This is a genomic window from Lactobacillus helsingborgensis (assembly GCF_000970855.1).
GTDB classification, from domain to species: Bacteria; Bacillota; Bacilli; order Lactobacillales; family Lactobacillaceae; genus Lactobacillus; species Lactobacillus helsingborgensis.
Window position 1 is genome coordinate 263,348 of sequence record NZ_KQ034047.1, and the last position, 22,657, is coordinate 286,004.

The 22,657-nt window shown below is 36.3% G+C and carries 19 protein-coding genes; 7 read left to right on the forward strand and 12 right to left on the reverse strand.

Annotation, left to right across the window (positions count from 1 at the left end):
- Window positions 1–234: 234 nt before the first annotated feature.
- The 6 genes from JF73_RS07135 to JF73_RS07160 form a co-directional block, all read right to left on the reverse strand.
- A complete protein-coding gene (locus JF73_RS07135) occupies window positions 235–3,207 on the reverse strand; it encodes an LTA synthase family protein (RefSeq protein WP_046327589.1) in 2,973 nt (990 codons plus the stop codon).
- Between the two features lie 35 nt (window positions 3,208–3,242).
- Entirely contained in the window at window positions 3,243–3,863 is a 621-nt protein-coding gene (locus tag JF73_RS07140; RefSeq protein WP_109918763.1) for a glycerol-3-phosphate acyltransferase, read from the reverse strand.
- The gene (locus tag JF73_RS07145) at window positions 3,863–4,984 is read right to left on the reverse strand and encodes an LCP family glycopolymer transferase (protein WP_046327591.1); all 1,122 of its coding nucleotides are present in this window, start codon (window positions 4,982–4,984) and stop codon (window positions 3,863–3,865) included. The genes JF73_RS07140 and JF73_RS07145 overlap by 1 nt, the downstream gene beginning before the upstream one ends.
- A 100-nt stretch (window positions 4,985–5,084) precedes the next feature.
- Window positions 5,085–5,651 carry an aldose epimerase family protein gene (locus JF73_RS07150; RefSeq protein WP_046327592.1) on the reverse strand — a complete coding sequence of 189 codons (567 nt, stop codon included), beginning with the start codon at window positions 5,649–5,651 and terminating at the stop codon, window positions 5,085–5,087.
- Between the two features lie 335 nt (window positions 5,652–5,986).
- A complete protein-coding gene (locus tag JF73_RS07155) occupies window positions 5,987–6,274 on the reverse strand; it encodes a type II toxin-antitoxin system HicB family antitoxin (RefSeq protein WP_046327593.1) in 288 nt (95 codons plus the stop codon).
- A 134-nt stretch (window positions 6,275–6,408) separates the two neighbouring features.
- Window positions 6,409–7,845 carry an MFS transporter gene (locus JF73_RS07160; protein WP_046327594.1) on the reverse strand — a complete coding sequence of 479 codons (1,437 nt, stop codon included), beginning with the start codon at window positions 7,843–7,845 and terminating at the stop codon, window positions 6,409–6,411.
- Window positions 7,846–8,311: 466 nt separating this feature from the next.
- On the opposite strand from JF73_RS07160, the gene JF73_RS07165 reads away from it, so the two are divergent.
- The 4 genes from JF73_RS07165 (at window position 8,312) to hflX (ending at window position 13,867) form a co-directional block, all read left to right on the forward strand.
- The gene (locus JF73_RS07165) at window positions 8,312–9,661 is read left to right on the forward strand and encodes a purine-cytosine permease family protein (RefSeq protein ID WP_038524113.1); all 1,350 of its coding nucleotides are present in this window, start codon (window positions 8,312–8,314) and stop codon (window positions 9,659–9,661) included.
- Window positions 9,662–9,664: 3 nt separating this feature from the next.
- Window positions 9,665–10,765: an S-methyl thiohydantoin desulfurase family protein gene (locus JF73_RS07170; RefSeq protein ID WP_046327595.1), complete on the forward strand. Its 1,101-nt coding sequence runs from the start codon at window positions 9,665–9,667 to the stop codon at window positions 10,763–10,765.
- Between the two features lie 15 nt (window positions 10,766–10,780).
- Entirely contained in the window at window positions 10,781–12,349 is a 1,569-nt protein-coding gene (locus JF73_RS07175; RefSeq protein WP_046327596.1) for a hydantoinase/oxoprolinase family protein, read from the forward strand.
- Between the two features lie 237 nt (window positions 12,350–12,586).
- Window positions 12,587–13,867 (forward strand): GTPase HflX, encoded by a 1,281-nt coding sequence (gene hflX / locus JF73_RS07180; RefSeq protein ID WP_046327597.1) that lies wholly within the window; start codon window positions 12,587–12,589, stop codon window positions 13,865–13,867.
- A 78-nt stretch (window positions 13,868–13,945) separates the two neighbouring features.
- Here hflX and JF73_RS07185 read toward each other — a convergent pair whose 3' ends face one another.
- The 4 genes from JF73_RS07185 to JF73_RS07200 all read right to left on the reverse strand — a co-directional run bounded on the left by JF73_RS07185 (window position 13,946) and on the right by JF73_RS07200 (window position 17,202).
- Window positions 13,946–14,866: a C40 family peptidase gene (locus tag JF73_RS07185; RefSeq protein ID WP_046327598.1), complete on the reverse strand. Its 921-nt coding sequence runs from the start codon at window positions 14,864–14,866 to the stop codon at window positions 13,946–13,948.
- Between the two features lie 153 nt (window positions 14,867–15,019).
- On the reverse strand, window positions 15,020–15,742 hold the full coding sequence (locus JF73_RS07190) for a C40 family peptidase (RefSeq protein ID WP_046327599.1): 723 nt from the start codon (window positions 15,740–15,742) through the stop codon (window positions 15,020–15,022).
- A 231-nt stretch (window positions 15,743–15,973) separates the two neighbouring features.
- Complete coding sequence (locus tag JF73_RS07195) at window positions 15,974–16,465, reverse strand: C40 family peptidase (protein ID WP_046327600.1); 492 nt, start codon at window positions 16,463–16,465, stop codon at window positions 15,974–15,976.
- 188 nt (window positions 16,466–16,653) lie between these two features.
- Complete coding sequence (locus JF73_RS07200; protein ID WP_046327601.1) at window positions 16,654–17,202, reverse strand: guanylate kinase; 549 nt, start codon at window positions 17,200–17,202, stop codon at window positions 16,654–16,656.
- A 94-nt stretch (window positions 17,203–17,296) separates the two neighbouring features.
- Here JF73_RS07200 and JF73_RS07205 point away from each other — a divergent pair, with 94 nt between their 5' ends.
- Window positions 17,297–17,611, forward strand: coding sequence for a hypothetical protein (locus tag JF73_RS07205; protein WP_046327602.1), 315 nt, complete (start codon window positions 17,297–17,299; stop codon window positions 17,609–17,611).
- 107 nt (window positions 17,612–17,718) lie between these two features.
- Entirely contained in the window at window positions 17,719–19,224 is a 1,506-nt protein-coding gene (locus JF73_RS07210) for an O-antigen ligase family protein (RefSeq protein ID WP_046327603.1), read from the forward strand.
- A gap of 99 nt (window positions 19,225–19,323) precedes the next feature.
- Here JF73_RS07210 and JF73_RS07215 read toward each other — a convergent pair whose 3' ends face one another.
- Both JF73_RS07215 and JF73_RS07220 read right to left on the reverse strand, forming a co-directional pair.
- The gene (locus JF73_RS07215; protein WP_046327604.1) at window positions 19,324–19,944 is read right to left on the reverse strand and encodes an LVIS_2131 family protein; all 621 of its coding nucleotides are present in this window, start codon (window positions 19,942–19,944) and stop codon (window positions 19,324–19,326) included.
- Window positions 19,945–20,073: 129 nt separating this feature from the next.
- Complete coding sequence (locus tag JF73_RS07220; protein WP_046327605.1) at window positions 20,074–20,640, reverse strand: hypothetical protein; 567 nt, start codon at window positions 20,638–20,640, stop codon at window positions 20,074–20,076.
- 360 nt (window positions 20,641–21,000) lie between these two features.
- Here JF73_RS07220 and JF73_RS07225 point away from each other — a divergent pair, with 360 nt between their 5' ends.
- Complete coding sequence (locus JF73_RS07225; RefSeq protein ID WP_046327606.1) at window positions 21,001–22,578, forward strand: multicopper oxidase family protein; 1,578 nt, start codon at window positions 21,001–21,003, stop codon at window positions 22,576–22,578.
- The last annotated feature ends 79 nt before the right edge of the window (window positions 22,579–22,657 follow it).

Below are 22,657 nucleotides of genomic sequence, written 5' to 3' on the forward strand. Positions count from 1 at the left end.
ATTGATGAATCTAGGGACGACTAGTTATTTTTAGCCGTGGTACCACCCACATTTACACTATTACTAAGTGCCTTAATTGTGGTCTATATGGGAACCACCCTACTCGTATTTCGCCATGCACGACCTGTCTAGCTCTCACCAACCGCTAGTTCTCTGAACTCTGAATCGTGATACTACTTAAATTTGTTATAAACGATAATACTCATTTTTTCTTAATAAGTCAATATCAATTTGTTACTTGTAAAAGCCTTTAATCTTTAAACCATAAGCTTTACCAGCCGTCATATCATATTGAACAGCCTCATAATCAGCTAAAATTTCTTGCTGCTTTTTAGTCAGATATTTTGGTTCAATTACCTGACCTTTACGACCAATTAATTCGAAGCCTTTATCGCCTTTAAAGTTAATGGTAATTGCTGGCAGTCTCTTATGTACCTCAGTCAAAAGTGCCTGGTAAGGTGTCACTTTAGAATCAGTCTGTTCAAGCATCATAGCGATAAAGTCGCTGGAACTGACAAAATTATTTGCCTTACGCGGCAGTCTCTTTTTAGCACCATGTTGACGCGCATATTTGTTGGAATAGATAAAGTAGCGTGTTGAGTGCATTTGTACCGGGTATTTAGCAGTATAACTTTGAGAAAGGATACTTGGATAGTGGTCACCGTAAAAGACTAAAGTAATTGGTTTCTTAATTTGATCAATTTGCTGGATAAACTGCTTAACTGCCTTGTCAGTGTATTGCGTTCCCTTAACGTAAGTAGCCATTTGATCACGAACTGCTGGCGATTTGAACAACTCTCCTGAAATCTTGCCCATGTATTCGTTATTTGGATACCAATTGTTATATGGCATGTGGTTTTGAATTGAAATCAGGTTGATAAACTGTCCGCCATCGCGGGAATTGATTTCTTTTAGACCGTTAGCATAGGTAGTAAAGTCAGAGTTATAACCACTCTTACCCAATTTCTTTTGGTCAATAACTTTATATTTTGAACCAACATAGATAAACTTATCAAATTTAAACCTATGATAATCTTCTTGTCTTGAGTAATACGTACCAATAAATGGGTGGACAGCAGATTTATAATCGAAGTTCATCCCTATTGTTGGGTAGAAATCATAGTTCGGCACAATTTGAACATAAGGGGTCAAAGTAGACTTGAACATCCCCATATTCAAACCGGTTAGAGTTTCCCATTCCATGTTGGCAGTACCACCACCATAACCGGCACTCAGCATATTGCCGTATGTGGAACGTGACTTCATCGACTCGATAAACTTAACCGGATTTGGTACATCACGGTCAAACCTGATTGTTGGGAAAGTATTTGGATCAACAAAACTTTCACTCAAATTAAAGACAATGGTTTGGTCCTTAAGATCGTTTTTACGTTTCTTATTAATCTTAGCCGCTACTTTTTCGTATTTGGTGTTGAGCTGTTTAATACTTTTTTCCGAATAACCCTCGGGTTGATCCATAATTTGCAAGTCAATATAATTCAAGAAATTAAGAACAGGCCCATTTACTTGAATATCTCGTTCAGGGTTACGAAATCTTTGTTTATTATCAAAACCACGGTTGATGTGATAAATAACTCCGCCATCATGATTGAAGCGTAATGGCGTTACAAACAATAGTAAACTGAGCAATGCCCAAATTCCACGTCTCTTCCAAGAGCCGCGCTTTTTAATAGGAACTTTGCATTCCAAGAAAATATCAAGGGCAATTACAATAACTATAGCTACTAAAATCACAATGACAGTAGTCTTGCCAATCATTGGAATTAGGGTTTTCCAGTTAACAATTTCACTGATCTCAGTCGGGTAAATAGGTTCTCCCCGAAGTAGCAGCTTAATTTTATTTGCGACAGCCCAGCCAATGGCAATCAAACTTACTAAAATGTTTGAAGTCCAGTACCGCGTTGTTACAAAGTAAAATACGGAAAACAACGCATCAAGAAAGATAGTTGTCAAAATCATGGCAAAGAATTTAGTGCCAAGAAGGTAAACTATCGCATTAATTGTTGAAGCTGTACTTATTTGAATTCGTAAATTATCTGATTCAATTAGAAAAGAGCCGAAACTTAAAATATAGAACCAAGCCCAAGTAAGTAAGTTGACCCGATTGGAAATAACAAATTTGGTAAAAATCGACCAGATTTTTTCACAAATTTTGGCTAAATTAGGTTCATTATCTAAATAATTAATGATCTTAGCAAATGGCGTAATTTGGAATAAATAGCGTTTTAGCACCATATACCAGAGGACAACGATTACCAACATAACCACTATCATGATCAATTTATTGATAGTAGACGAGTCAGTAAAGCGGAATGCGTTCATAAATCTCGGAGAAATTGGCGCATCCATAATCATAATTACTGGAATAAAGTAGCGGGCTTGCGTTTTAGTAAAAGTTAAAATTACCTTTTTAAGTAATAAAAATGCCGCTACAACTAGTAAAAACATAAACGGCGAAGAAGGGTTGTTGAGAAATTCCCGGTTCCAGTCGCCCCCGCCATTACCTGAAATAATCTGCGACCAATAAACCGCATCAAAGCCTGAAACGCCAATCACCACAATGAAGAAGGAGAGAAAACCGCTGATTAAAGATAGAGTTAATATCTTCTTACTAATGTGGATATGAGCTAAAAACATGCCCCAGGCAAAGAACAAAACAAGATATAGGCCATAAAGTGAGTATTGGAAAGATAGGTTACCAGCACTTAGGGCAAAGCCTAATAATGTTAATAAACTTAGTACCAGCAGGTTTTGTTTAATATTTAATTTATGCAGTAAATCAAAAAGATACGGTTGAATTAACAAGCAAAAAAACAAACCGGAGAATAAAACCGAAGTACTGGTAATGATCGGGAATAACATGCCCCAAACGCGCCACATATTAAAGCGTGTAGGAACTATAAAGAAGAAAAAGATGTAATAAACAATCAAAGTTACACTGGCTAACAACCAATATTTGAAACTTTCACTAACACTCTCTTTTTTCTTGCTGTAAATAGCCCCAAAGACCATGGGTACCAACATTAACGTCGCATTATGCAACATATTAGGCATAAAACGGACAAATGAATAGTGTGCCCTAGCAGCAATACCTTTCAAACTGAACATTTGCACGAGCATGAATAGAGTTGCCACTAATATGCAAATTATCTGAATAGCTTTTAAAGATTTTTTGTTTTTACTCATATTTCTAGTTATATTCCTCACTAAAAATGTTGCTATTAATTATCGCGTTTAATACCCAATTTCTTTTTAATTGTGTATAAGACATCAACTTTTTTGCCGTTGCCAGTAAAAAAGTCACGTAGATCAGATCTGAATTTGAAAATCATAATCGACGTCATCAGCAATAATACTAATCCGGCTTCTTTGATCTTTATTAGTTCATATAAACTGAACAATATTATAAAAATTATCGGAGGAACCGTCAAATTTTGTAATGTTATTAAAAGAAACAGGGCAACTAATAATGTAATTGCAGCTGTTCTTGTGTCATAAACGGCAGCTACTAAAACAGCTACTGTTACGCCCTTGCCGCCTTTAAAATGCTCCCAAAAAGGAAAGCAATGGCCCAGCATTAAGCCTAAGCCGGCGTACACAAGAGCAATTTTGCTTGAAAAAATATGATGCACAATTAAAAGGCAAATAAGTGTTTTTAGAATATCACCTAAACAAGTGATTATGCCCCATTTTTTTCCAAACACGGCTCCCACATTTGCCGTTCCAGGATTGCCAGAACCTACTTGGGTAGGATCTTGGTTCAAAGCAAAACGACAAACTAGTACCGCAGCCAATAAGCAGCCAAACGCATAACCAATTATGATCGACCACAAACGCATTATTAATAGTCACCTTCTCCCCGAGAATTTTGGTTTTGATAATCATCATAAATCTGGTAATCTTGACTATCAGGATTTTTAAAATCAAAGCCCGCAATTTTATTACGCTTATTTTGATAAGTTTCATTATTGTTAACCGTGGTCAAAGGTAACCCTAATTCAGCACGTAAATAGTCGGAAACGCGTTGCAGTTCTCTAGTAGATTGCACTTGGTAAGAAGCACCATTTATCGTAGCATTGTGACCATGAAGGTAATCATTTTTGACGTTCTTAGTTGCATCTTGGTAATTAAAAACAATCTGTCTTAGTGCATCAAAGGGTAAGTTGGTTTTAACGCTGCCAGAGATTGATTCTAGGACTGAATCTAGTTTAGTAAGGGTGTTCAGCGACACTGCTTTTTTAATAATAGTTGTAATTACCTGTCGTTGACGTTTTTGGCGCCCATAATCGCCTGCCGGATCGTCATAGCGCATTCGCGCATAAGCTAAAGCACCACCACCACCCATATGAGTCAACTGGTTTTTCTTAAAAATATAGCCACCGTATTCAAAGCTAAGAGTTGGCCTGATATTGATACCACCAACATAACGGATCAGGCGCATAATACCTTTCATATTAACTAGAGCATAATATTTAATAGGTACATTTACCAACTTTGAAACACTTGCCATTGACATCGCAGCTCCGCCTATAGGATAGGCTGCATTTATTTTTTTTACTTGAAATTCATCTGCGCCCACCATTTCTGCCATTGTATCACGCGGTACAGACATCAATGTATAACGCTTTTTTTGCGGATTAACTACTGCAATAATAATTGTGTCAGTGTTACCATTTTTTTCTTCGCGGTTAAGAGCGCCTGTATCAGTGCCCATCAGCAATACCGCAAATTTTTTCTTTCCGTCAAACTCACCATTTTTAACTTGAACACGATTACTGCTGTCATAGGCATCATCGACAGCATTTTTTGTTCGAAAATAAATATACGCTGAATATACACCAATCGCCGTAATTAAAAGAGCTGTGATACTTAACACCCAGGCCAGAAGACGTCTCTTTTTATGGTAATCTCTCTCATGTAATTCAACCCGACTTTGACTCGGATGATTATCGTTGTGATCCATAACTTTTTATTACCCAAAATTTAATTACAATGAGTACATTATAGCAAAAAAACAAGCCGCTGTCGGTTTGTTACACATCTTATTAAAAATATTACAATGTTTAACTCAAGGTTAAGGTTAACACTAAATTCTCATCGCTATCACTAGTGAGAATTGAATTGCTGCGTACTGCAGTCACTTCGTTATTTTCTTTAGTAATAATAAAATCCGTTGAAGAAAAGGCTAATTTAGACTTATTTTTAACCACTTCAACCTCATTTGCATTAGCTTTGACAGACCAATCTTCAAAAAGAGGTACTGTAAATTTTACTGAAAATGGCATATCCTTATGTGAATTGTTTTTCAAATAAAATTTAATATCTACCTTGTTCCCATCAATAGCATAAGTTAAAATCACTTCAAAATGAAAAGGAAACTTTTTATAACTGGCAACATCGTCTATTAAGGCTAAGCTTACACGTGAATCTCCCTTATCAACAATAGTCCACGGCAATAATTCAGCCCAATTTTCTTTTTGGTCCGCTCCTTCAAAGCTGACGTTCAAAGCTTTTTGTTTTTCAGCATCTTTAAAAAAATCATTTTGATCGTTCTGCGGAATCAGGCTAACTAGCTTTGCACCCTTCTCAGAAATGGCAATCCGCAAAACTGAACTCTCAATTATTTGCATATTTTACTCCCAAACTTTTTCTTCTTCAAAAATAGCACTCAAATAATGCTGCTGTCAATTTGAGTTAAAATCTAAGGCGGTATAATTATGATAAATAAATATTTTATGAAAAAAGATTATACTGCCGCTGGCTTAATAGTGGTATAAAAAAGACTCTTTTTATTTACTTTTCATTTTGAGCTTATTTGAAAGCACTTTTTAATAAAAGAAGCTAAAATTATTAGCAAAATCAATTTAGATATATTATAATTAACTTGTTCCCGAAAATTATAAAAGTTTTTGGAACAAGTTAATAAAAAGAGCATCCCAAGGAATTGGGATGCTTTTTTTGTCTATTATATTTCGTAATTAATACGATCACGCGAGGCTTCAGTTAAGTCTGCAGAAACTGGTGCAACAAAGGAACCATCATCTGGTAATTCAATATCACTAATCTTGCTGACTTTAGGCAAAATCTGTTTGTTGTACAAACGGCTGGCAAGGGTGTCAGCAGCCATCTTCATTGATTCACGTAAACCCTGTCCTTCTGTTATTCCTCCTTTAACATCAGGAAATTTAATCACATATATATCATTTTCCAGTGGCTTAAAAATAGCCGGATACGTCACAACTTTATGGTTCATCCTAAACCTCCTCATTTGCGCTTTCTTCTATCATAATATACCCAAAATAGCCAAAAGAAGAAATAATTATGCAAAAATTATTCTTTTGCACAAAAAAACGCTGAAAAAATGTTCTTTTCAACGTTTTTTACATTTTATTTATTATTCTTTTTAAATAGTCTCCAGCCACTTAGGATGACCGTAATAAAGCAAATAATCATTGAAATATTAAAGACTACGTGCATACCATAAATGAAAATCTCCGGCTGCTTAGGCAAGTAAGTCGTGACCCGACTGCCTTTTGCCATACTCATTGCCGCAAATAATACCGTAGTAGCACTAGATATTCCGATAACCATACCTAAATTACGTGACAAGGAATTGATACTGCCGGCAACACCTAAATCTTTCTGCTCAACTGACCCCATTACCAACGAGTTATTGGGTGAACTGAATATTCCACTACCTAGCCCCATAATTGCAATACTTATTATAAAGAGCCAGATGGAAGATTTTAAGTTGCACAGCATGTAACCAATTTGACTGATTAACAGCAAAGCTAATCCGATAAAGGTAATTAATTTGGGCCCGATTTTATCAGAAAGAGAACCTGCCACTGGAGCCGCAAACAATTGTACTACAGGTAAAATCATTAAAATATAGCCGGTTTGACTTGGAGACAAATGCCGGGCACTTTCTAAGTAAAAAGGTGTAACCACATTAAAGAAAAAGTTCGTAATAAAAATTAACAACGCACAAAGCAGGCTAACAGAAAAATCTGGATTTTTAAACAACTTAAATTGTAATAAAGGGTTGGCTGCATGATTTTCGACATACACAAACCAGACAAAACTAACTAGTCCCACTAGCAGCATTATAATTACGGGCAGTGCGCCAAAACCCAGTTGCTGTCCTAAAAAGATGCCGCCAAACAGTGTAATCATGCCTAAAGCAAAACTGAAAGAACCGGTTTTATCCAGCGCGGTTTTGGTAAATGTAATGTCTTGGGGTAAAAAGATTGCACCAATAACTGCGGCAACCAATCCTACCGGAACATTTAGCCAGAAAATATAAGACCAAGACAGGCGACTCAATATCAATCCTCCTAGACCAGGACCTGCAATTGAACCCAGGGCTACAAAGGAGCCAATAGTTCCCAAAGCCTTGCCTCTTTCAGTACTTGGAAAAATTTCAGTAATAATGCCGTTGTTGGTTGCCATAGTCATGGCAGCTCCAAATGCTTGAATAGCTCTTGCTAGCAGCAAAAATAGCAAATTAATTCTGAAGCCTGATAATAACGAGCCAGCAATAAAGAAAATTGCTCCTAGGCGAAAGATCTTAATCTTACCGTATATGTCACCTAGCTTCCCAAAAAACAGGATAAAACTGCAAACCACAATTAAATATAAAGAAACAACCCATTCTGACTGACTCATTAGGATGTGCAGATCACTACTAATTACGGGTAAAGCAATATTCACAATTGTGCCGTCTAAAGTTGACATAAATGTAAAAAGCCCAACTGCAACTAGTATCCACCACCGATTTTTTTGTACCCTGATATCTGTTTGATAACTAATTTTTTGTGTCATTTATTTATCTCCATTTCAATTTAGTTAGGTACCTTAATAGTTTGAATTATACTCTTTTTTTCTCAGCTGCCAAGAAAAAACAACTGCATATATTATGCAGTTGTTTTTGTAAGATGAAGAATGTTTCAACTTACAGTCAAAATAAAGTTTGGACTAGATTTTGTAATATCTTATTTGGCTAAATAAATAGTTCAAATAAAATAATATTGGTTTAGAATCACTCAATTACAAACTTAAATTTTATTAATAGAATTTTAAAAATGATTATTTGTGCAATTATTATTTTTTACTACAAATTAGCACTAAAAACATTTGAAAACTAAGCAAAAATTAGCATTGACTTTAATTAACTACTAATCTATACTCAAAAACATTAGATATTAATTAGCAAATAATAATTATTCTAATAATACGGTGACTATATTGTTCATCATAAACTTATTGTTATTTTAGAAAGAGGAAGTCTATGGCGGAAAAAAATCATAATTCCACAGTTGAAGATACATATGATGACTACTCTACACAACGTTTCCCTAAAGACAAACGTGATCCGATGTGGAAAGTGTTAATGGTACAAATTGGAGGATTTGTAGCTTTAAGTCAGTTCATGCTTGGTGCAGAGCTAGGATACGGAATGACATTTCATGACGCTGTACTATCCACTATTTTGGGTAGTGTCATCTTACAATTCATTTCATTTGGTTTAGGTTTAGCCGGTCAAAGAGAGGGCCTGCCTACCAGTCTTTTGTCAAAATGGGCTGGATTTGGCACAGTTGGCTCAGCTATCGTTGGTTTAACCTTTGCAATTAGTTTAATTGGCTGGTTTGGCATTCAAAACTCTGTATTTGCCCAAGGCGTCGTGCAGATAATGAACACAATTACTCACAGTAATATTAATTATCAACTGGTTGCTACTATTACCGGGTTGCTAGTTACCTTTTCTGTTATTTTCGGCTTTAAGGGGCTAAGTTGGACCACCAACATTTCAATTCCAGCTTTTATTATTGTAATGGGCTTTGCCACTTACAATATGCTTAAAGGCAATAGCCTCAGTCATTTAGTAACGATGGCTGCTCCCGGTGCCGCAATGGGCATGGGTGCTGGGATCACAATGGTTACAGGTAATTTTATCGTTGGCGCCATCATCATGCCTGATATAACCAGACGTACTAAAAACGGTCGCGATGTTTTTTGGGTTTGTGTAATCGGTACGATTGTGGGTGAATTAGGCGTCAATGTCATTGGCGTGTTAATGGCTCACGCGATTGGCTCAAAAGAAATTATGCCTATTATTTACCAATTAACAGGAGCTTTGGGAATTGCTTTAATTGTGTTGTCATCAGTTAAAGTTAATGACATGAATCTTTATTCTGCCAGCTTAAATGTCGTTAACTTTTTTAGGCAAGTTTTTAAAGTGAGTTTGAACAGATCTGTTATGACTGTCATTACCGGTATATTAGGAACAATTCTTTCAGTTATTGGCTTAATTGATAAATTTCAAGGATTTTTGACTGTACTAGGCGTTGTTTTCCCACCAATAGCAGCCATTATGTTTGTTGACTACTGGCTTTTAAAAACCGACCGCAAAAATTTAGACGAAAGTCGGGCTAAAGGAGAGTTGCCCCAAACTTCTGCTAAATTACCTGTAATGACGGTTATCGCTTGGATAATAGGAATTTTAGTCGGTCAATTCGTTACATGGGGGGTGCAGTCTTTAAATGTTCTTATTAGTTCAGGGCTGGTCTATTACTTAGGTAGTCTTTTAGTTAGAAAAGTTGATCAGCGAATAGTTAAAAATAAAGGGATAGAGGAATAGATTTTGAGTAAAGAAATAGGAATTAAGGATGTAAAACAAATTGCTATTGGAGCTTCTTTGCTGGGCTCAGGTGGTGGAGGCAATCCGTTTATTGGCGAATTGATGGCAATTTCAGCCATTAAAAAACATGGTCCAGTGACTTTGCTTGCACCAGACGAATTTCCAGATGACGAATTATTTGTTTCAGCTTCAAATATTGGGGCCCCAGCAGTTTCAATGGAAAAATTTCCTAATGGAAATGAGTTCGTGAATGCTTTTAAAATTTTTGAGCAATATTATGGCAAAAAAATTTATGGTACCTTTCCGATTGAAGCAGGTGGCATCAATTCGATGATGCCAATCGTTGCAGCCGCCAATATGGACTTGCCGATTGCAGATGCTGACGGAATGGGACGGGCTTTCCCAGAATTACAGATGTCAACTTTTGTTTTAGCAGGACATTCAGTAACTCCTATGGTTTTGTCAGATGAGCGGGGGAATACTTCACTAATTAATACTCCTGATGCTTTCTGGGCTGAGCGTATCGGTCGTAACTTCACGGTGCAAGTGGGTGCTACTTCTTCAAGCGCCAGTGATTCATTAACTGGTAAACAGATACGTGAAGCTGGAGTTTTGAATATCGTTGATTTGAGTCAAAAAATTGGGCAGTTAATTCAACATGCCAATGATTACGACTCCGTTGACAGTGCGTTAAGTGAATTATTGCATTTGACTCATGGTTATAAACTGATGACAGCTAAAATCACGGATATTTCCCATGTCACTAAGGGTGGATTTAACTTTGGTGAAATTACTTTGGGTGGTCTTAATGAAAATGAGGGGCAAACTGGTAAGATTTCTTTCCAGAACGAAAATATTATTATGCAGCTTGACGGCAAAATTTTGGCAACCGTTCCCGATTTAATCACTATGGTTGATATTGACACTTTGCTTCCTATTACAAATGAAGAAGTCCGTTATGGTAAACGGATTATGGTTCTGGGCTTGCCAGCCAATGAAAAATGGCGCACCGAAGCCGGTATAAAACTCGTGGGACCGCGGTATTTCAAGTACGATGTTGATTATGTCCCAATTGAAAAACGTTACGCAGAATACAACAATTAATAGGAGGAAAATTAGGTGTATAAATTAGGAATTGATGTCGGCGGTACAAATACTGATGCCGTAATATTGGATGACAAATTAAACGTACTTGTTTCAGCTAAGACCCATACTACCAAAGATATTGAAACTGGCATTAAAAATGCTATTCATAAAGTTGTTAATGGCAAAAATATTGATGTTCAGCAAATAAAACAGGCAATGCTGGGGACAACTCAAGCCACTAATGCAATTGTTGAACGTAAAAATCTCGGTAAAGTCGGTATCCTGCGAATTGGCTATCCCGCAACCGCATCTGTCTTGCCTTATACAGAATGGCCTGAAGATATTACGCAAATTCTGTCGAACAAATATGCTTTAATACATGGCGGTTATGAGTTTAACGGCGATCCAATTGTGCCTTTTTCAGAAGAAGAAGTGCGTACTAAGCTTAATGAATGGCAAGGTCAAATAGATGGATTAGCCGTAGTTGGAGTTTTCTCATCAATTAACGATGATCAGGAAAAACGTGTCAGTGCAATAGCTCACGAAATCTTAGGCTCTGACTTTCCCGTTTCTATCTCATCTTCAATTGGCTCCATCGGCTTGATCGGACGAGAAAATGCTACTATTTTGAATGCTGCTTTAAACAAAGTTATCAAAAACGTTACTCATGGTTTTTCACACGCATTGGCAGATGAAAAAATTACTAACGCTACTGTTTACTTATGTCAAAATGATGGTACGTTGATGTCATTAGAATATGCTGCTAAGTATCCTATTTTAACAATCGGTAGCGGACCAACCAACAGTATTCGCGGTGCAGCTTATTTATCTAAAATTAAAAATGCTTTAACAGTTGATATTGGCGGGACCACTTCTGATATTGGCGTGTTAACAAACGGCTTCCCCCGTGAATCTTCAAAGGCTGTAACTGTAGGTGGCGTTCGTACTAACTTTAGAATGCCTGACGTATTATCTGTTGGACTTGGTGGTGGTACAATTGTGCGCGTCAGTGATGATGGATCAGTTACTGTCGGTCCTGATAGCGTGGGTTATGCTATTACCGAAAAGGCCCTCGTTTTTGGCGGAGACACGTTAACAACAACTGATATTGCTGTTCGTCTTGGGCTATGTCAAATTGGTGATCCTAAGTTAGTAGAGTCAATTGATGAAGATACTGCACAAAAAGCTATGAGGAAGATCGCTGCAATCTTAGAAGATGGTATTGATCAGATGAAAACAAGTGCCGAAGATGTGGAAGTAGTCTTAGTTGGCGGAGGGTCAATTATTGCACCTGAAACTCTCAAAGGAGTTAAACACATTACAAAAAGTGATTTTGGCGGTGTTGCGAACGCTATTGGTGCCACAATTGCCAGCATTGGTGGTGAATATGAAAAAGTTTATCAGTATGCTCATGTTAAACGCTCAGATGCATTATCTGATGTAGAAAAACAGGCAGGGCAACAAGCAATAATGGCTGGTGCAAAAGCCGATACTATTAAAGTAGTTGAAGTGACCGAGGTGCCACTTGCCTATGCTCCAGGAGAAACAACTAGGGTTAAAGCTAAAGTCATCGGTGAAATTGATAATGCAAAAGAAGCCTAGACTGTAGTCATAAAAATTTTTATTTTAAGCTGAATGGTTTTTAAAATCACTCAGCTTTCTTTTTAGCCTATTTTTGCTATTTGCCTATCTTCAGTGCCCACTAGAAAGTTTGGTTAAGCAGCTATTTTGTATTAAAATTAAACTAATAAATGAGCGAAAGAAGAATGAACTATGTGGATTTTTGAATTTTAAAATAAATTTTCCCGTAACTATTTATTAATATAGAAAGAGAATTAAATGATTGAAAACACTCCACGTAAAAATAAAGCTTTTATTGCCGGGGTTAACTTAAATGATTCTAATTTTGATTATTATATGACTGAACTTGCTAATTTGACTGAAGCTGCCAATATGGAAGTAGTGGGACAAGCACGGCAAAATGCAGAGCATATAGTAGCTGGAACATATTTTGGTCTGGGTAAAATTAATGAAATAAAAGATATGGCACGCGGCTTAAAGGCAAAAGTACTTATCCTTAATGATGAATTGACTCCAGTTCAAATTCGCAATTTAGAAAAATTGACTAAACTACGTGTAATTGACCGCACCGAACTAATTTTAGAAATATTTTCAAAGCGAGCTCGCACTAAACAAGCAAAATTACAAGTGCAGCTGGCACGGTTGCAATATGAACTGCCTCGGTTGCATCCGTCTGAAAATAATCTAGACCAACAAAGAGGAAACGGCGGTTCCACTGGCGGTGGATTTGCCAACCGGGGTGCGGGCGAATCAAAACTAGAGTTAAACCGAAGAACTATCGGTAAACAAATTGCCATCATCAAGAATGAATTAAAAGAAATTTCCCAGCAGGAAGAAATAAAAGCCAAAAGACGTAATCAAAATAATATTCCCAAAGTCGCTTTGGTTGGTTATACGAATGCTGGTAAATCAACCACGATGAATGGGCTTTTACAAGAGTTTTCTAAACATAGCGACAAGCAGGTTTTTGTTAAAAATATGCTATTTGCTACATTAGATACTAATGTCAGGCGCATAGAGTTAGATAACAATTTTAGCTTTATTCTCTCTGATACAGTAGGGTTTATTTCAAAGCTGCCTCATAACTTAGTTGAGTCTTTTAAGGCTACTTTGCAAGAAGTAAGGGATGCCGATTTACTGATAAATGTTGTAGATGCATCTGATCCAAATATGATTCAAATGATCCGCACTACACAAAATGTTCTGAATGAAATTGGCATCAAAAACACCCCTATGATTACTGCTTACAATAAAGCTGATAAGTCAGAAAGAAATTATCCGCAAATTGAGGGCAGTAATATTCTATATTCCGCAACTGATCCTAAGTCGATTACTACTTTAGCCAATCTAATTACTAAAAGAATATTCGTTAATTACAAAAGAACCAGGTTGCTATTGCCACTGTCAGATGGTAAAACACTGTCTTATCTACATGAAAATGCACAAGTAATCAGTGAAAATTTTCAAAACGACGGCATTCATGTGACTGTTCGTTTAGCTCCAGAACAACAGAATAGATTTTCAAATTATATTGTCTAAATTAAAAAACTTCTTACACACTGTAAGAAGTTTTTTGTTTTAACGACACGTACTGCCAAAGTTATGGTAACTTCTCTTCTAAGCAATTACCCTTTTAGCAACACAAGGATAAAAGTAAGAGCTTATTGTTTGCAAAACCACACCCTGCTCCGGTGTCGCAGCACAGACATATTGATTATTGCCGACATAAATACCGACATGGTAAGGCGCGTCAGCCGATCCCCAATATAGCAAATCACCAGGTTGCAATTGATCCATAGGCACTGTTACGCCTACTTTGACCTGATCAGTTGTCACCCGCGGTAAACTAACGCCACCAACTTGGTTATAAACATACTGCACTAAACCGGAACAATCAAAATTGTCCGGTCCATTGCCGCCCCAAACATAGCCTTTGCCGACCTGGCTTTCTGCCAAGTTGACCACCGCCTGCGTCCTTTTAGAAATATTAGGAGAAGCAGTCTTATTGCTCAAATGCGTAATGGTTGGAGCTGCAGTAGTTTTGTTACTTTTCTTTTTTACAACATTACTAAGCTGAGGTACTACTACTTTTTGTTTTTGTACTTTTTGCTTTGGTACCTTCTTCACTACCTTCTTAGCTTTAACCTTAAGCTTAGATTTTTTAATTTTCTTTTTGGTAGCAGTTTTTCTTACTTGTTCTTGAGCAGTTTTCATATTAGATTGTTCTTCTAAGTCTTTGGTATAGCGCGCTTCAATCCACTCACTATCACCAATCATGTACCATAATTTGCCTTTACGATCCACTGCCGTTTTAGCAACATTCCACTTACTTTTATTTTTAGCGCGAAAGTTAATTAACTGTCCACCCTCATAATTAGTCCAAATTTTGACGCTTTTACTTGGTAAGCAATTTATTTCTATTCTTTTAACTGGAGTTTTTAGTGTAGCAGCATCCACAATTTTCTGTGGTGAAGCCACACCAATTCCGGTGAGTGTCAATGCTGCTGCAAGACCCATTTTCCAAAAATTACGCTTCATCAAATTAATTCTCCTTCAGGTAGTATAATGTGATCAAAAATTAGTATTCAATTTTATTTTAACCGCTTCAGATATTTAATCAAGTTACACTAATCAAACTGCAATAAAAAAACACTTAGAAATTTTCTAAGTGTTTTTTCTCAAATCGTATTCTTAGTCAAGAACACGCTTAGCAACTGATGGATAGAAGTATGAACTCAAATTTTCTTTAACAACTCCTTGAGTTGGAGTTGCTGCATGAACATATTGGTTATTGCCAACATAAATTCCCACATGATAAGGGGCGGTCGATGAACCCCAGAACAAGAGATCTCCCGGCTTCAAGTTCTGCAATGAAACTTTTTTACCTTCCTTAACTTGAGAATAAGTAGTGCGACTCAAATTCATGCCAGCAGCTTTACTATAAACATATTGAGCTAGTCCTGAGCAATCGAATCCTTGAGGACCATTGCCACCCCAAGCGTAAGCTTTACCCACTTCAGCGTTAGCCAAGTCAACAACTTTTTCAGCTTGTTTGACAGATTTTTTCTGAGGAGAAACTGCCTTGATTTTGGTACCAGGTTTAACTGTGTAACGAGCCTGAATCCATTGATTTTCGCCAATTTGATACCAAGTATTGCCTTTTTGGTCAATAGCGCTGCTCAAAACGGCAACAGTTTTTCCGTGTTTAATCCGCTCGCCAGTAAAGTTAGGATTTTCATAATTATCCCATATATTAATGCCATAACCAGGGACATAATTGATTTTTACTTTTTTCGTAGCCGCTTTAACAGTCGCAGCTGTCGCATTAGAATTAGCTAAATTGGCAACGCCAAATCCAGTAACTGCTAAAGCTGCTGCAGTAGTAAATTTTACCCAATTACTTTTTACTTTCAAAATCAATATCCTCCCGTCATCACATTAAATGTTTAAGACAATTCAATTCTACTTCTATGTTACAAAATCAATTTTACTCGTAGATTATTACAAGAAGGTTACAATAATAATACTAGTAAGTAAAAAAGCCCTTCCATCGAATTTATATGATAAAGGACCTCATTTAAAATGTTCTTGTTATTTATAGAAGTAAATATGAATTATTGGTCGAACGGGAAAATTATTAAATTTCTACTCTAGAATTCTTTTAGCAGCCGATGGATAAAAGTACGCACTTAATGATTGCTTTAAAACGCCTTGACTTGGTGTTGCAGCATGAACGAATTGATTATCGCCAACATAAATTCCGACATGATACGGAGAAACAGAAGAACCCCAGAAAAGTAAATCGCCCTTCTTTAACTTTTTAAGTGAAACTTTTTTGCCTTGAGTTACTTGTGAATAAGTGGTTCTTGGTAAAACTTTATTACCAGCCTTTTTGTAAACATATTGCACCAGACCAGAGCAGTCAAATGAATACGGGCCGGTAGCACCATACACATAACCTTTGCCAACTTGCTTTTTGGCAAGTGTGGCCACAGCTGTCCTTTTTTTAGTTACCGCACTGGCACTGACGTCTTTGGCTGTAGTAGCAGTCACTACAGTAGCGCCAGCAGCACTTGTAAAAAATAAAACTATAACAGTTATAAGCTTGATTAAGCTCTTTTGGTGTCCGTGTTTCAAAATTAGGCTCTTTTCTAGACAAATTTCTCCGTACTGAGCAAGTCGTATATAAAATTACTCACTCTTTTTATTCGACATTTTCTATCTTAAACATTTAATGTTACACATTCGTGTCAAACGAGCTACAAAATGTTAAGAATTATATTTTGAAACACAAATATTTTTTACAAAGTGTAATTAAATTCTCCTTAGCTATTTTTTAAGCTATGAACTATTGTTGCAAGTTCGTTTTTGGTTTCATTCCAATCATCATTAACCAGTATGTGCGCGCTTCCTTTTAAAGAATCAGGTAAGGTATTTAGTTCACTGCCACTTAAACGTTCTTTAATTTTATTCGGATCGTCACCCCGTTTAAGCAAACGCTCTGCCAATATTCTTTGAGAACTGGTTGTAATGTATAAAAAGAAAACTTGTTCTCTAATTGCGGCTAAATATGATGCTGCTCCTTTAATATCAACTATAAGCGACACTATATCGTGATGTTCCCAGGCATTGGTCAATGCTTCTTGACTTGAGCCATATTGATAAGAACCATATTGGACATGTTCAAAAAAATGTAACTGACTAAAACTCTCCTCGCTTTCAAAATGATATGACTTATTGGGAATTTCACCCGGTCTAATTGGCCTAGTAGTATGTGTCAGTACACGCGGAATAGCAAACTTTTGCGCTAAATATTCTGAAACAGTCGTTTTACCAGCGCCACTAGGACCGGCAATTAAAATTAATTTTTGCAAAACCCGAGCTTCCTTTACTTGAAAACAATTCACTTTTATAATAATATCTTTCTATTATAATGAAACATGGTTGAGAGAGGAAGTAAATAATATTATGAAAAAAGCAGACGTAAAAGCAAATGACATTCTCAGCGCCAAGTCTGAAGAAGAACTAACAAAGCCTTTTTTAGGTAAAGTCGAAAAAATTTACGAAAATTCTGCTCTCCTATCAATTATTGATTTTGATCCTACTGACAAAACTGCAGTTAGCGACCTTAATCATAAAATAGTAGTCAACTTCAAGAATTTAAAGAGTGTTCCTAAAAAGAAAATCAAGGAAATTCAAGCTTTAGCTAAAAGTGATGTTAAGGTAGAAAAAATTGCCAAATCTGATCAAGATGCTGCAAATGATGCCACTAAAAAGGATTAGCAACAAATTTTAATTAAGAAACAGTGAATATGGTTCACTGCTCTTTTTTTTTGTCTTATTTTTGCCTAAAATTAAATCATGAAAATATTTATGATATGGAGACAAAAGTGAAAGAAAAAGCAAGAACCGTTTTATTCTGGTTTATTCTAATCCAGCCATTTTTAGACTTATATTGGTTTTATCATGGAACTTTAGCCAAAATTTTACCCTTTACTCTACCAACAATTATTCGTATCCTAGCCGTTTTTACATTAATTTGTCTTTACTTTAGTGCTAAAAATTCTTGGCAAAGATTATCACGCCAAAAATGGTTGCTAATTTATATAGTGCTATTAATTCTATATTCAGGTTTGCATTTAGTACATGTGCAACAATTTAACAGTGTTAGTCCCAATGGTTATGGTTACACACCAACTGGTGAAATCTTTTACCTCATCAGAATGGTGCTGCCATTAACAGTTCTTTATTTAACTAATGAATTAGGCTTTAAAGAAAAGCAGCTGCAACATGTTATCGAAGGCATTTCTGGACTTTTTTCCGGGACTATCGTCTTATCTAATTTATTCATAATTTCGCTTAAATCGTATGAAACTGGCACCATTAGCGCCAATATTTTTGAATGGTTTTTTAATCCCAATATTGGTTATTCCCATATGGCGTCTAAGGGCTTCTTTAATTTTACCAATATGATTTCAGCTGTACTATTTATGTTGCTGCCGCTGATGCTTTATTACCTTTTTACTTCATTTAATTGGTTTACTGTCCTACTCAATATTGTACAGGCATTAGCAATGATTGAGATTGGTACCAAAGTAGCAGCGATTGGTTTAATTGGCGGAATAATCGTCAGCGTAATTGTTTTTGCAATCCATAAGTTTTTAATAAAGGACGTTAAAAACGGGGGCAAGGCTTTTCTAGTTGCCGTTATAATTGAAGCAGGCTCTTTAGTTATTTTGCCTTTTGGACCTGCAATTCAAAGATATAACTATGAAATTTATTTAGCCCAGCAATCTGATCATGACCTGACAGATGAAAAGCAGGAATTAGCTGCTGGTTTAAGAAAATATCCTACAGGAGAAAAAAGAGCGGAATTTCTTCGCTCCTTTATTAAGCAAAATTATCAAGAATATGCACTAAATCCAAAATTTGTTTTAAAAAGCTATCCTTATCAATATGATCCTGAATTTTGGCTAAAAATCATTCGTGAACCCGGTCAATCCCGTATGGAAAACCGCCACATTGAAAAAGCCATGCTTAATCAGGTTGTGAAGACAAACAATAATCCTTTAGACAAGTTTTTCGGTATTTCCTATATAAGAGAAAACAATATTTTTAATTTAGAACGTGATTTTGCCTCACAAATATATTCATTAGGCTGGTTGGGTATGCTGCTATTTGTCGGTCCTTACCTTGCGGTATTGCTTTATAGTGCATGTAGGTGGCTCAAATATAAAACTGCACGCACATACCTGGTAAGTTCTTTAATAGTTTCCAGCGGTTTTATCTTATTAGCTGCCTTTTCATCTGGCAATGTAGTCGACTTTTTAACTGCCAGCTTTATTTTGGCATTTATCGAAGGCAATTTATTAGTACAGGTCAATAAAAAAGAATAACAAAAAAGCGTAAATGAAACTGAATTGCTGCACAATGGTTTGCTTAAACCAATAGTTGTGCAAGCTTTTCCCAAATTCCCAGCTGTTTCATTTACGTTTTTATTTTTCCTTAATAAAAGAAGCATCAGGTATCCTGATTAAGTAGTAACGTGTGGCATTATGACCAGCATGCATCCCTATTCCATTTTGCCAAACTTTTTTATAAGTAGCCGTATAAATCGCGACATACGCACGCTGATATTTACGATCCATTTTAGTTAATTGTTTTTTGTCATAAGGAATTCTGGCAGCATTTAAGTCTAGCGGGCTTTTGCCGTAAGCCACAGTGGCAAAGTCACTAGATACTTTGATTTTCTTGCCTGGTCGATAATATGTAAAGGTCTGTGTGCTAATCTTTTTCTTTTTAGAATTAATTGTTACATAACTTGAATTACCTTCACCAGTATTCATGACGATGGGCTGGTATGTGATATTCGAGGTAATCTTACTGGTATCATCAAGAGCGGGGTTATCTAACATGGTTTTACCGAACAGCCAAACAATACCTACTAATAGAATTGCCACCTCTATTAAATCTATCAAAAAATTAGGCCAGCTAAACTGTCTGTGCTTTTTGATAATCATGGTAATACGGCGCTTGCGAATATTTTGCACAACAAAAACCAGGTACAAAATAATAACTACCCATAACAAAACTCCAAGTAGATTCCAGCTAATCATGACGGACCCCCTACACTTTTCTCCATTATATTGTAAAAAGCATCTTTTGAATAGTTGAGTTCTTATATAGTTTAACAAATTAAAGATATTGTAACCATCACAGCTACACTAACTAGAGCAAATTATCTTTTAGTTAGTACCTTTAGTTTTAGCTGCCGTTTTGGTTTTATTTGAACTCGTTTTAGTCGTTGCTCTTTTTTTAGTTACTGTTTTCTTTTTAGCGACTGGTACCGGCTTTTGGTATTCACGAACCTGTTTAATTTTTTCCTGCATAGCTTCTGTCAATTCAGCAATTACAGTATCTTCTTTTTGCTTAATATCAGTTTCTGTTGCGACTTGATCAATTCTAAAACCCGACGCATTTAAATACTCCGATTGAGTTTCAAAATAGACGTTAACAGGGTACTCTTTCTGCTCTTCAAAAAAGTTGGCAATCTTTTTATAGTTGGCATAGGGCAAATTAATAATATTGCTTTCTAATGCAAAAGTAAGCGGTCTTTGCCCCGTTACTTCAACAGCTACATGACTTAAAGAATTATGTTTAAGAGCGGCCGCAGTTTCTTTAACTAATTTTGCTGCCAATTCATGCACTTTAGCTTTAGACTTACTAATATCAGCATATTTTACAGTTTCTAAGTCCTCAATATAATCTTTTTGTTCTATTTTTGTAGTTAAATCTGTTAAGTTAATTTTCAAAGTAAAAACCCTTATCTAAATTTATTAATTTTTATCAGTCTTATATACGATACTCAAATTTGCGATTAAAAACAATTTATTTTATTTCTTTTAAAAATATTTTTTAAAAAACATTTATACTAGTGAAATTTGCTTTAAAATACTAAAAACTTGTTTTTAATACTAAAATCCTACTTCTTGCGCGCTATTCTTACTATTATTAAATAACATTTTGCTCTTCACAAACTTAAAAAAGCTCTTTTTTATATTAATACTTTAAAAACATGGCTTTATCTACTTTACAAGCGTTTTCACATAGAGTAAATTTAACATGTAACTAAAAATTTTTCACTAAATTTTTTAACTGAAAGGTAGACGAATATGTCAGATAAAGTTTACACAGATTATTTCTATAATTCCGAAGATTTTGATAAAAATCACGAAATGGGATACAAGGATCTCCACATTCCTGAAGGTGTTGAAGCTCAACCTTTAATTGTTCCACCAGTATTAGAGCCTGATAAACAAGAAAACAATGATGTTTGGTTCACAATTGATTCCCAGGAAGGTGACTTCCAATTTTTGCCAGGTAAAAAGACTCATACTTGGGGCTACAACTTCCCAGTTCTTGGTAAAACTATGGTTTTGACCAGAGGGCAACACGTTCACGTAACTTTGAAGAACAGCTTGCCAGAATTAACTACATACCACTGGCATGGTATGGAACTTCAAGGTCCTGGTAATGATGGTGCTTGCCACTCACCAGTTTATCCAGGTGAAGAAAAGCATATTGACTTTACTGTTAAGCAACCGGCAGCCTTAACATGGCTTCACGCTCACCCATGTCCATCAACTGCTATGCAAGTTTGGATGGGACTAGCAATGGGTGTTGTCATTACTGACGCCAACGAAGCTAAGTTGCCAATTCCTAAGACTTACGGTAAGGACGAGTTCCCAATTATTTTGCAAGACCGTATTTTCCACGAAGATAACCAATTTGACTACAAGGCAGACTACAACGCAATGGGTATCTTTGGTGACACTCCAATTATCAATGGTGTTGTCCGTCCATACGTTGATGTCACTACTCAAAAAGTACGTTTGCTCTTCTTAGGTGGTTCTAACCGTCGTGAATGGCGTCTGCACTTTAGCGATGACTTGGTAATGACCCAAATCGCCGGTGATGACTCATTCTTGGAGCACCCAGTTAAATTAACTAAAGTCTTAATCGGACCAGGTGAGCGTCAACAAGTAGTTGTTGATTTCAGTAATTACAAAGAAGGCGATGTTGTCAACCTTTACACTGACGACTTCAAGTTGGTTGAGTTTAGAATTCACAGCTATGAAAAAGATGACAGCGTAATTCCTGACACATTGTTCAAACCATACGATCCAGTTGTTAACCCTAACTCACCAGTTCCTCATGTTACTATGGATAACCACAACATGATCAACGGTAAGTTGTTCTCAATGGAAAGAATTGATATGAAGCAGGAATTGATGAATGCTGAATACTGGGATGTAACTAACACTAACGATAAAGTTAACGGCATGTTGCACCCATTCCACACTCATGGTGCCCACTTCTTGGTTGTATCACGTAACGGTAAAGAACCATATCCAAACGAAAGAGGCGTATACAAGGACACTATCGAAGTAGCACCTCAAGAAACGGTTCGCATAAAGGTTTACTTCCAAAACACTGGTGTCTTCATGTACCACTGCCACATTATCGAGCACGAAGATGCCGGTATGATGGCGCAAATTCAAATTGTTGATCCAAAAGAACCAGACAAGAAATATCATTTGATGGACATGGAAACTTTGACTAAGGCATTTGCTGAAGAAAGAGGAGTACCTGAAGACGAAGTCTTCTGCCCAGGAATGGACGTTGAAGGTATGGCAGTTAAAGGTGAAGATCATAGTCTTGATGCTTTATCAAGCGCAACTCATCATTAATCCCTACTTTTACTCAATAAAAAATAAAATTTAGCAAAGTCGCTCATTAATTTGAGCGATTTTTTGCTTTTATCAATCG